Origin of the sequence: Reyranella sp. (assembly GCF_050185545.1) — a bacterium.
Classification (GTDB): domain Bacteria; phylum Pseudomonadota; class Alphaproteobacteria; order Reyranellales; family Reyranellaceae; genus Reyranella.
On the sequence record NZ_JBFWZI010000167.1, the window covers coordinates 1 to 11044 of the forward strand.

Sequence of the window (11044 nt, forward strand, 5' to 3'; positions counted from 1 at the left end):
GGCCATCTGAGGCGCCGCAGCGCCAGCAGCAACACGAAGGCCGAGAGCGCCGACAGGGTCGTCCGGCCGGCGGCCAGCCACACCGGCGTGCTGGCCTGCAGCCCGATCTTGAGGATCGGAAACGACAACCCGAACAGCACGACCGACGCGGCGAGCTGGGCGTAGGCGATCTTCATCGCCGGGGGCGCGCGACTTCCGTCGCGCGTCTTGTCTGTCATGGCGGATGACCGCGCCACTGGAGTGGCGCGCCCCCGGCGATCACGCCCGCCTGGCTTCGGCGACGGTCAGCGGTTGCGGCAGGCGGGCCAGCATCTCCTTCGGGATGACCTGCCAGAAATGCTCGAGGCAGCGGTCCCAGTCGTTGAGCAGGCGGGCGCCGAGCGGCGATCTGGTCTCGCCGACATGCTCCTCGACCAGGGAACGGGCCAGGGCCTCCCAGTGCGGATGGTCGACACGCTGCCAGACCACCGTCTCGGGGTTGGCCTTGAGCGTGAACACGTTTTCCGGATCGTAGACGAAGGCCATGCCGCCGGTCATGCCGGCGGCGAAGTTGAGGCCGACTGGCCCCAGGATCACGGCGGTGCCGCCGGTCATGTACTCGCAGCCGTTGCTGCCGACGCCCTCGACCACCGTGTCGGCGCCCGAGTTGCGCACGGCGAAGCGCTCGCCGGCGCGACCCGAGGCGAACAGCTTGCCGGCGGTGGCGCCGTAGAGGACCGTGTTGCCGACGATCGCATTGGCCTCGGGCACCAGCGGGCTCGACACCGGCGGACGCACCACGATGGTGCCGCCGCTCAGGCCCTTGCCGACATAGTCGTTGGCGTCGCCGTAGACCTCGAGCTTCATGCCGCAGACCGCGAAGGCGCCGAGCGACTGGCCGGCGGTGCCGCGCAGGCGCACGGTCACGGTGTCGGGCTGCAGGCCGTTCATGCCGTAGGCGCGCGTGATCATGGCGGCGAGGCGCGTGCCGACGGCGCGATGGGTGTTCCGCACGCTGTACTGGAGCTGCATCTTCTCGCGATGGGTGAACAGCGGCCGGGCGTCGCGAATCATCTGGGCGTCGAGCGTGTCGGGCACCTCGTTGCGGCCCTCGATCGTGTTGTGCACCGCCCCGCGCCCGCCGTCGGCGCGCGCCAGCAGCGGGTTGAGGTCGAGATCGTCGAGATAGCGCGCGCCGCGGCTCACCTGCTTCAGGAGATCGGAGCGGCCGACCAGCTCGACGAGCGAGCGATAGCCGAGCTGGGCCAGGATCTCGCGCACCTCCTCGGCGACGAAGCTGAACAGGTTCACGACCTTGTCGGGCGTGCCCTCGAACTTGGCGCGCAGCTTCGGATCCTGCGTGCACACGCCGACCGGGCAGGTGTTGGAATGGCACTGCCGCACCATGATGCAGCCCATGGCTATCAGCGAGGCGGTGCCGATGCCGTACTCCTCGGCGCCCAGCATGGCGGCGATGACCACGTCGCGGCCGGTCTTGATGCCGCCGTCGGTGCGCAGCAGCACCTTGTCGCGCAGCCGGTTGAGCGTCAGCACCTGGTGAGTCTCGGAGAGACCCATCTCCCACGGGATGCCGGCGTACTTGATGCTCGTCTGCGGCGAGGCGCCCGTGCCGCCGCTGTGACCCGACACCAGGATCGTGTCGGCCTTGGCCTTGGCGACGCCCGCCGCAACCGTGCCGATGCCCGAGCGGGCGACCAGCTTCACCGTCACCCGCGCTTCGGCGTTGACCTGCTTCAGGTCGTAGATCAGCTGCGCCAGATCCTCGATCGAATAGATGTCGTGATGCGGCGGCGGGCTGATCAGGCTGACGCCCGGCGTCGAATGGCGCAGACGCGCGATCATCTCGCTCACCTTGGCGCCGGGCAGCTGGCCGCCTTCGCCGGGCTTGGCGCCTTGCGCCACCTTGATCTCGAGCTCGCGGCAGTTGTTGAGGTACTCCGCCGTGACGCCGAAACGGCCCGACGCCACCTGCTTGATCGCCGACGAGGCGTTGTCGCCGTTGGCGCGCGCCTTGTAGCGCGCCGGATCCTCGCCGCCCTCGCCCGAGTCGGACTTGGCGCCGATCCGGTTCATGGCGATCGACAGCGTCTCGTGCGCCTCGGGTCCGAGCGCGCCCAGCGAGATTCCGGGCGACACCAGCCGCTTGCGCAGCTCGGTGATCGACTCGACCTCGTCGATCGGAATCGGCTTGCGGTCGGTCTTGAAGTCTAGCAGGTCGCGCAGGTTGATCGGCGGCAGGCGGCGTACCTGCTCGCTGTACCTGCGGTACTTCGCATAGGACTCGGTGTTGACCGCGTCCTGCAGCATGTGGATCAGCGTGCCCTCGAAATTGTGCCGGTCGCCGCCCATCCGCGCCTTGTAGAAACCGCCGATCGGGAGCGCGATCACGTCATCGTCGAAGGCGCGCGCATGCTGCTCGGCGATCTTCTCCTGTACGCCGCGCAGGCCGATGCCGGAGATGCGCGAGGGCATGCCGGGGAAGAACTCGGCGACCAGCGAGCGCGACAGGCCGACCGCCTCGAAATTGTAGCCGCCGCGGTACGACGACAGCACCGAGATGCCCATCTTGGACATCACCTTCAAAAGACCGTCGTCGAGCGACTTCTTGTAGTTGGCGAGGCACTGGCCGAGCGTGAGCTTGCCGAACAGCCCGCGCCGGTGACGGGCCGCGATCGTCTCCTCGGCGAGATAGGGGTTCACCGTGGTGGCGCCGACGCCGATGATGACGGCGGCGTAGTGCACGTCGAGGCACTCGGCCGAGCGCACGTTGAGCGAGGTGAAGGTGCGCAGCGACTGGCGCACCAGGTACGAATGCACGCCGCCCGCCGCCAGGATCATCGGCAGCGCGGCGCGGTCGATGTCGACATTGGCGTCGGTCAGCACGATATGCAGGCAGCCGCGGCGCACCGCCTCCTCGGACTCGTGGCAGATGCGCTCGATGGCTTGGCGCATGGCGTCCAGCCCGCCGGTCGGGTCGAAGGTGCAGTCGATGCGCGCCGCCGACTCGCCCATGTACTTGCGCATCGCCTCGAACTCGGCATTGAGAACGATCGGCGACTGCAGCGACAGCATTTCGCTCTGCTCGGGACTCTCGTCGAGCACGTTGCCGAGATTGCCCAGCCGGGTGCGCAAGGTCATGACGTTGCGCTCGCGCAGGCTGTCGATCGGCGGGTTGGTCACCTGGCTGAAATTCTGTCGGAAGAAGTGATGCATGCCGCGGTAGGTGTCGGAGAGCACGGCGAGCGGCCCGTCGTCGCCCATCGAGCCGACGGCCTCCTTGCCGTCCTCGACCATGGGATGGAGGATCATCTCGAGGTCCTCGATCGACCAGCCGACGGCGAACTGGCGCCGGCGCAATTCGTCGGCGGCGAAGCGCTCGGCGGCCGGCGCATCCTGCCGGATCAGCGAGTCGAGCTCGACCGTGCGTGTGGTCCACGTCGCATAGTCGTGCGTGCCGGCCAGCATGTCCTTCAGCTCGTGGTCCTTGTAGAGCGCCGGCTGGTCCATATCGACGGCCAGCATCTCGCCCGGGCCGAGCCGGCCCTTCTCGACGATCGTCGCCTCGTCCTGCGGCACCATGCCGGCCTCGGAGCCGGCGATCAGCAGGTCCGTCGAGGTGCGCACGTAGCGCATTGGCCGGAGGCCGTTGCGATCGAGCCCGACCAGCGCCCACTTGCCGGCGACGGCGGCGATCGCGGCCGGGCCGTCCCACGGCTCCATGACTCCGTTGACGTAGTTGTACATGGCGCGGTGCTGGGGCGGCACCGTCGGATTGAGCGACGATGCCTCGGGAATCATCATGGTCTTGACCATCGGCAGGTTGCGATGGCCGCGCACCAGCAGCTCGAACACGTTGTCGAGCGCCGACGAATCGGAAGCCTCGGGCTGGATGATCGGCTTCAGGTCCTCGATCGCCCGGCCGAAATGCTCGTGACTGAGCCGCGCCTCGTGGCTCTTCATCCAGTTGACGTTGCCCAGGATGGTGTTGATCTCGCCGTTGTGCGCCAGCACGCGGAACGGCTGCGCCAGGCGCCATTGCGGGAAGGTGTTGGTCGAGTAGCGCTGGTGAAAGATCGCGAAGCGCGAGGCGAAGCGCTCGTCGAGCAGGTCGGGATAGAACGCCGACAGGTGCTCGGCGAGGAACATGCCCTTGTAAACGACCGAGCGGCAGCTGAGCGAGCAGACGTAGAACTCGCCGATGTTCTCGGCTTGCGCCGCCTTCTCCATGCGCCGCCGCAGGATATAGAGCTGCTTCTCGAACTCGCGATTGTCGAGCCTGGGATCGCCGCGGCCGATCAGGATCTGCTCGATCTCCGGCCGCGTGGCGTTGGCCTTCTCGCCGATCACCGAGATGTCGACCGGCACCTGGCGCCAGCCCAGGATGGTGTGGCCGAAGCGCAGGATCTCGGTCTCGACGATGGTGCGGCAGCGCTCCTGGGCGGCGAGGTCGGTGCGCGGCAGGAACACCATGCCGACGGCGATGCGGCCGACCTCGGGCATCTCGCCGCTCGAATCGCGCACGTGATCGCGGAAGAAATCCTGCGGGATCTCGACGTGGATGCCGGCGCCGTCGCCGGTCTTGCCGTCGGCGTCGACGGCGCCGCGATGCCACACCGCCTTCAGGGCGTCGATGCCGGCGGCGACCACGTCACGGCGCCGCTTGCCGTCGAGCGCCACGACCATGCCGACGCCGCACGAATCGACCTCTTTGGCCGGGTTGTAGCCGTAGGCGTCGGTGAGCCTGGCGACACCGTCCCGGTAGTCGCGGACGATCTGATGGGCGTTGACGTGGGTCATGGCGTGAACTTTCTTGAAGCTGGTCTTGCTCTTCGGGACCGCGGGCGTCCCGCCCGATCATGCTTAATGTGGGGGCGGGACGCCCGCGGTCCGCACGAGCACTACATATCGGAGAACAGCTTGCCGGCCTCGGCCCAGTTCTCTTTCTTGATGTCGGTCAGGATGATTTGCACGGCGTCGGGCGCGCAGCCGAGCGCGCGGCAGGTGCCCTCGGTGAGCTCTTTGGCGAGCTTGCGACGCTGCTCGAGCGTGCGGCCCTCGAACATCTGGACGTTGATCATCGGCATTGTCCGTCTCCTCTTTGGCTATCGTCAGTTCTTGTGGGCGATCGTCACATGGCCGGGCTGGCCCGCGACACGCTTCAGCCAGCCGTTGATGTGCGAATAGGCGCCGAGGTCGAACCCGCCCTCGTGCGCGACATGGGTGTAGCCATAGAGCGATATGTCGGCCAGGCCGTAGCGGCCGCCGACGAACCAGTCGTTCGCCGCCAGGTGACGCTCCATCACGTCGAGCGCGGCGTAGCCCTTCTTCATGCGCTCGGGCAGGTCCATCTCCTGCAGCGGCGTGAGGCTCGGCAGGATGTGCTTCCAGAAGCGCGCCACGGCGATGTAGGGCTCGTGGCTATACTGCTCGAAGAACATCCATTGCAGCGTCTGGGCGCGGGCCAGCCGGTCGGCCGGCGCGAACGGCGTGCCTTCGGCCAGGTACCACATGATGGCGTTCGACTCGGCCAGATGGGTGCCGTCGGCGAGCTGCAGGGTGGGGATGCGGCCGTTGGGATTCCTCGCCAGGAACTCCGGCGTGCGTGTCTCGCCCTTCAGGATGTCGCGCTCGACCAGCTTGTAGGGCGTGCCGGTCTGCGCCAGCAGCAGCCGCACCTTGTAGCCGTTGCCCGAGTCCATGTAGTCGTACAGCGTCAGCATCGTCGTTCACTCCCCCGCGAGGCGCAGGGCGGCCTGCGCCCTTGTCGTCAGATAGCCATGGATGCGCTCGGCGGCGTCGCGGCCGTCGCGCACCGCCCACACCACCAGCGAGGCGCCGCGCACGATGTCGCCGGCGGCGAACACGCCGTCGAGGCTGGTCATCATGCTGCGCCAGTCGATCTTGAGCGTGCCGCCGCCGTTCACCGCGAGGTCGGGCGCACCCATCGCGGCGGGCAGATCCTCGGCATCGAAGCCCAGCGCGGTCAGTACGAGGTCGGCCTCGATATTGGCGTGCGAGTTGGGGATCTCCTGCGGCGTCTGCCGGCCGCTGGCGTCGGGCATGCCGAGATGGATGCGCACCGAGCGGACGTGGCTCACCTCGTTCTTGCCGAGGAAGCTCTGTGGGGCGGTCAGCCAGACGAACTCGACGCCTTCCTCCTCGGCGTGCTTCACCTCGCGCTGAGAGCCCGGCATGTTGGCGCGGTCGCGCCGGTACAGGCACTTCACCGTCCGCGCGCCCTGGCGCACGGCGGTGCGCACGCAGTCCATCGCCGTGTCGCCGCCCCCCAGCACGACGACGTTCTTGCCCCTGGCGTCGAGCGCGCCCGACTCGAATGCCGGCACCTGGTCGCCGAGACCGATGCGGTTGGAGGCGGTAAGGTAATCGAGTGCCGCGGCGATGCCCGGCAGGCCGACACCCGGGGCCGCGATCTCGCGCGCCTTGTAGACGCCGGTCGCCAGCAGGACGGCGTCGTGGCGCTGGCGCAGCTCGGCCAGCGAGACGTCGCGGCCGACATCGCATTCGAGCTCGAAGGTCACCTTGGAGTCGCGCAGCAGGGCCTCGCGCCGCTGCACGATCTCCTTCTCCAGCTTGAAGTTGGGGATGCCGTAGATCAGCAGGCCACCGACCCGGTCGTAGCGGTCGTAGATCGTGACCTGGTAGCCCTTGCGACGCAGCTGCTCGGCGGCGGCGAGGCCCGCCGGGCCGGCGCCGACGATGGCGACGCTCTCGCGCCGCTCGCGGCGCGGCCGGATCGGCCGCACCCAGCCCTGGCTCCAGGCCGTGTCGGTGATGAACTTCTCGACCGAGCCGATGGTCACCGAGTCGAAGCCCTTCTCGATGACGCAGTTGCCCTCGCACAGCCGGTCCTGCGGGCAGATGCGGCCGCAGATCTCGGGAAAATTGTTGGTCGCCGAGGACAGCTCGTAGGCCTCCTCGAGGCGGCCTTCGGCGGTGAGCTTCAGCCAGTCGGGGATGTTGTTGTTGAGCGGGCAATGGATCTGGCAGAACGGAACGCCGCACTGTGAGCAGCGCGCCGCCTGCTCGGCCGCCTTCTCGCGGGCATAGCCGGCATAGATCTCGCCGAAATCGCGGCGCCGCTCGGCCGCCGGCCGCTTGTCCGGCATGGCCTGCGACGTCCCGACGAACTTCAGCATCCTCTCGGCCATGGGAACTCCACTGCACTTCCTGAAACTTTGCTGCGTCGGCCGTGCACTACGCGCGCCAAAGCTGCGCCTGCAGGCATCGTTTGCCATGTCTTGGAACGTTGGTCAATAGTATTGACCTAATTATAGGTCCGCCTGACTTGAGTAATCTCTGGCCATGACATTTCGATGCATAATAGTATTGAAATAGGACTATATACGTTGAACAAGCAAAATCGGGCGGCAACCGCGGCCGGAGGCGGGCGTCAGGCTGGGGCGTGCTGGTTGTAGCGTCCGCCGAGGCGGAAGCGGTCGAGATAGGTCGGCAGGATGACCTCGGCGGCCGTCGGCGAGATGCCGAGGGTCGCCAGGCTGTTGGCGCCCGGCCGCACGATGTTGTCGTGAGTCAGGAGGTCGACCTGGTCATGGGTCAGGGGCGGAACGGGCAGGAATTCGGCAAACCAGCCGGCGATCTTCATCAGTCTGGCCGGAACGCCGACAATCCGCTTGCGGCGGTCGATCTCGCGCAAGGTCAGCTCGGTGATCTCGCGGTAGGTGTAAACAGTGGGTCCGCCCAGCTCGAACACGCTCTTCGCTGTCTCCGGGCGCTCGAGTACCGCGACGGCCGCGTCGGCCACATCGCCGACGAATACCGGCTGCACCCTGGCCTGGCCATCGCCGACGACCGGCACCACGAAGGGCACCTGCGCAGCGATCCTGGCCAGGCGGGTGAACATGACATCCCCGGGCCCGAACACGACGCTGGGCCGCAGGATGGTCGCTGTCGGGAAGCCCGCGACAACGGCGTCCTCGGCGTCGACCTTTGACCGGATGTAGGGATTGGTCGTGCTGCGGCGATCGGCGCCGATGCCCGAGACATGGATCAGCCGTTCGACACCCGCGGCGGTCGCCGCCTCGGCGATCGCGCGCGCACCGCCGACATGGACCTCCTGGTAGCGCTGCCGGCCGCGCTGGAAGGCGATGCCCGAGGCATTGATCACGGCCTGGCTGCCCGACACGGCGGCAGCAACGGACTGGGGCATGCGGAGGTTGGTGCGCATCACGGTGACCTGGCCGACATCGCCCGCCGTCTTGACCCGCTCGGCCAGCTCGATGCGGCGGCAGGCCACCCTCACCAGCAGGCCTTTTTGTGCCAGCGCCCGCACCATGGCCCGGCCGACGAAGCCGCTGCCACCGAAAATCGTGACCTGTTTGATCCTCATGGCCTGATCCTCATGGACGCTGCCTATAAACCATCGACGTTGCGGCGCAAGCGCGCTGCGGTTGACATCGGCGCGGCGTGGCCCTAACTCACCGCCCGCACAAGCCCGCATGCCGTGCCCAGGTGGCGGAATTGGTAGACGCACTAGTTTCAGGTACTAGCGCCGCGAGGCGTGGAAGTTCGAGTCTTCTCCTGGGCACCATGCGGCGGGCCTCCTCCTGCGGAGGCGGCGCCCGCTGGACTTCAGCGGCTCGGCGACCGGAACGGCAGGTTGCCCGGCTTCAAGGGCGGGCTCATGACCTCGGTGAAATCGGTGAACATCGCGTTGAAGGCGATGCTGACGCGCTCCTGGTTGGTGCGGTTCATCGGCACGCCGTGCAACAGCCAGGACGGAAATATCATCAGGCGCCCGGGCTGGACCTTGACCGACATTCGATTGCCGTTGAAGCGGTTGAGCTGTCGGGTGCGGGCCATCATGGCGACGGCGGCGGGCCGGGGATCGAAGAAATCGATCGATTCCGCGCCGGCCGGAATCTGAACGTAGTAGACGCCGCTGAAGTAGTTGTTGGGATGGGTGTGAGCGCTGTGCAGCCCGCCCGTGGGTCCGATATTGGCCCAGCAGGCGGTGATCGAGACGCCGCGATGGTCGATTTGAAGAAACTCGAGCGCCGCCTTGCAGGCCTTTTGAAGGAGCGACGTCAGCTGGGCGAATTCCGGCCGCGTGTGCATGTCCGTCTCGGTCTGCCAGAAGCCGCCCATCTCCAGTTCCATCGGCCGGGGCGACGTCATGCGCATGATGTCGGCCAGCAGCTGACGGTTCATGGTTTCAGCAAAGGTCGGTTGCAGATCGACTGTCCAGACGGGCGTGGGAAAGAATTCCTGGACACTCGTATTCGCAAACATCGCAAAAAGCCCCGCTGCCTAGAATTTCTTTTGGAAAACGCCAAGCAACGCGACTACGCAGACTACAGGGCGAAATTGCCGGCGCGGTCGGCTCCTTGCAAGCAGAACAATTCACACGCACCATCCTGACATTCGAAGGGAAGCGCATGCACTTTCAGCTCAAGAACCCGGATCCCGGAAGGTGCCGCTTTCGCCGGAGCACCGCGCCGGGTGAGCCAGGTACCCGGTAGATGGCGATCACCCTTCATCGCGGCGACCTTCCGGCCGGCCTGTCGTTCGGCACGAGTGTCGCCGTCGATACCGAGACGATGGGCCTCAATCCGCACCGCGACCGGCTGTGCCTGGTCCAGCTCTCGGCGGGCGACGGCAACGCCCATCTGGTTCAGATGCCGCGCGGTCGCTACGACGCGCCGCGGCTGGCCGCCCTGCTGGCGGATGCCAGCGTCCTCAAGCTGTTTCATTTCGGCCGCTTCGACATCGCCTCGCTCGAGCATGCGCTGGGCATCCGCTGCGAGCCGGTCTATTGCACAAAGATCGCCGCCAAGCTCACCCGCACCTTTACCGACCGCTACGGCCTGAAGGACCTCTGCAAGGAGCTGATCGGCGTCGATCTGTCGAAGCAGCAGCAGACCTCGGATTGGGGCGCCGAGTCGCTGAGCGACGAGCAGCTCGCCTATGCCGCGTCCGACGTGCTCCATCTGCACGCACTCAAGGCCAAGCTCGACGCCCTGCTCGAGCGTGAGGGCCGCACCGAGCTGGCCGAGGCCGCCTTCCGCTTCCTGCCGACGCGCGCCCGGCTCGATCTCGCGGGATGGCCCGAGATCGACATATTCGAGCATTGAAGCTCGAGACGCCGCGTCTGCGTCTGCGGCCCTGGCAGGAAGACGATCGCCCGGCGTTTGCCGCTCTGCATGCCGATCCCGAGGTGATGGCCGACCTCGGCGGTCCGATCGATCGCGTGGCAAGCGATGCCAAGTTCGACCGCTATGTTGCAAATTTCGCCCGGCACGGAATTTCCCGCTGGGCGGTCACGGCACGCGATGGCGACTTCCTCGGCTACGCCGGCGTGACGCCGGAACCGGATAGCCATCCCCTGGGGCGTCATTGCCAAGTCGGCTGGCGCTTCGCGCGGCGGGCCTGGGGCCACGGCTATGCCACGGAAGCCGCTTCGGCGACCCTCGATGACGCTTTTGGCCGCGCTGGGTTGCGCGAGGTCCTGGCCTACACGGCGGCCGACAATGCGAGATCGCAGGCCGTCATGGCCCGGCTCGGGCTGCGTCGCGATTCAGGACGGGACTTCACAATGAACGGCTGGCACGGCCTGGTTTGGGTGGCGCGGCGCGCTTAGGGTGGGCCGCGGGCCGCATCAAATCGGCTGAAATCTGGCACGGATTTTGCTACACATCCCGCAGGGAGGTCTAACCCGGCCTTTCGGGGGTGTTGGCACATGCGTATCGGTCCGAGTCTCATCCTGACGTCACGCCAGACCCTGGCGATGACACCGCAGCTTCAGCAGGCGATCAAGCTGTTGCAATTTTCGCATCTCGAGCTCGCGGCCTTCATCCAGCAGGAACTCGAAAAGAACCCCCTTCTGACCGAGGGTGCGGTGGAGGACGGCCAGGCGGCGGACACCGATACCCCTGTCCTCGAGGCCCCGACGGATACCGCAGATGCCCTGGCTGCCGCCGCGCCGGCGCTTGCCGATGCCGACGAGCGCTGGACGCGCGAGCACGCCGATCGCGGTGGTGATGGCGCGGCAAGCCGGGTCGGCCAG

8 protein-coding genes, 1 tRNA gene and 2 pseudogenes are annotated in these 11044 nt (G+C 67.2%); 4 read left to right on the forward strand and 7 right to left on the reverse strand.

Annotated features, from left to right (window positions below; genetic code table 11):
* The 6 genes and pseudogenes from AB7O82_RS29995 to AB7O82_RS30020 form a co-directional block, all read right to left on the reverse strand.
* Positions 1-218, reverse strand: a 218-nt coding sequence (locus tag AB7O82_RS29995; protein ID WP_428620914.1) for a hypothetical protein, incomplete at its 3' end; no start/stop codon positions are given.
* Positions 219-258: 40 nt separating this feature from the next.
* Entirely contained in the window at positions 259-4797 is a 4539-nt protein-coding gene (gene gltB, locus AB7O82_RS30000; RefSeq protein ID WP_428620916.1) for a glutamate synthase large subunit, read from the reverse strand.
* A 101-nt stretch (positions 4798-4898) separates the two neighbouring features.
* Positions 4899-5087 (reverse strand): annotated as a pseudogene (locus tag AB7O82_RS30005) (4-oxalocrotonate tautomerase); the annotation flags it as partial.
* Between the two features lie 21 nt (positions 5088-5108).
* The gene (locus tag AB7O82_RS30010; protein WP_428620918.1) at positions 5109-5720 is read right to left on the reverse strand and encodes a glutathione S-transferase family protein; all 612 of its coding nucleotides are present in this window, start codon (positions 5718-5720) and stop codon (positions 5109-5111) included.
* Between the two features lie 6 nt (positions 5721-5726).
* Positions 5727-7169 carry an NAD(P)-dependent oxidoreductase gene (locus AB7O82_RS30015; RefSeq protein WP_428547388.1) on the reverse strand — a complete coding sequence of 481 codons (1443 nt, stop codon included), beginning with the start codon at positions 7167-7169 and terminating at the stop codon, positions 5727-5729.
* Positions 7170-7411: 242 nt separating this feature from the next.
* Entirely contained in the window at positions 7412-8368 is a 957-nt protein-coding gene (locus AB7O82_RS30020) for a complex I NDUFA9 subunit family protein (protein ID WP_428620919.1), read from the reverse strand.
* A 116-nt stretch (positions 8369-8484) separates the two neighbouring features.
* Between AB7O82_RS30020 and AB7O82_RS30025 the strand changes: the two genes are divergently transcribed.
* Positions 8485-8569, forward strand: a tRNA-Leu gene (locus tag AB7O82_RS30025).
* 41 nt (positions 8570-8610) lie between these two features.
* On the opposite strand, the gene AB7O82_RS30030 is transcribed toward AB7O82_RS30025, so the two are convergent.
* A complete protein-coding gene (locus AB7O82_RS30030; RefSeq protein ID WP_428547394.1) occupies positions 8611-9270 on the reverse strand; it encodes a TIGR02466 family protein in 660 nt (219 codons plus the stop codon).
* Positions 9271-9500: 230 nt separating this feature from the next.
* Between AB7O82_RS30030 and AB7O82_RS30035 the strand changes: the two genes are divergently transcribed.
* The 3 genes and pseudogenes from AB7O82_RS30035 to AB7O82_RS30045 all read left to right on the forward strand — a co-directional run.
* Positions 9501-10112: a ribonuclease D gene (locus AB7O82_RS30035; protein ID WP_428547397.1), complete on the forward strand. Its 612-nt coding sequence runs from the start codon at positions 9501-9503 to the stop codon at positions 10110-10112.
* Entirely contained in the window at positions 10109-10618 is a 510-nt protein-coding gene (locus tag AB7O82_RS30040; protein WP_428620921.1) for a GNAT family N-acetyltransferase, read from the forward strand. Before AB7O82_RS30035 ends, AB7O82_RS30040 begins: the two co-directional genes overlap by 4 nt.
* A 99-nt stretch (positions 10619-10717) precedes the next feature.
* Positions 10718-11044, forward strand: a pseudogene (locus AB7O82_RS30045) (hypothetical protein); the annotation flags it as partial.

Coding starts and splice junctions, on each gene's coding strand:
- gltB (WP_428620916.1), bottom strand. CDS start 4,797: ATGACCCACGTCAACGCCCATCAGATCGTCCGCGACTACCGGGACGGT.
- AB7O82_RS30010 (WP_428620918.1), bottom strand. CDS start 5,720: ATGCTGACGCTGTACGACTACATGGACTCGGGCAACGGCTACAAGGTG.
- AB7O82_RS30015 (WP_428547388.1), bottom strand. CDS start 7,169: ATGGCCGAGAGGATGCTGAAGTTCGTCGGGACGTCGCAGGCCATGCCG.
- AB7O82_RS30020 (WP_428620919.1), bottom strand. CDS start 8,368: ATGAGGATCAAACAGGTCACGATTTTCGGTGGCAGCGGCTTCGTCGGC.
- AB7O82_RS30030 (WP_428547394.1), bottom strand. CDS start 9,270: ATGTTTGCGAATACGAGTGTCCAGGAATTCTTTCCCACGCCCGTCTGG.
- AB7O82_RS30035 (WP_428547397.1), top strand. CDS start 9,501: ATGGCGATCACCCTTCATCGCGGCGACCTTCCGGCCGGCCTGTCGTTC.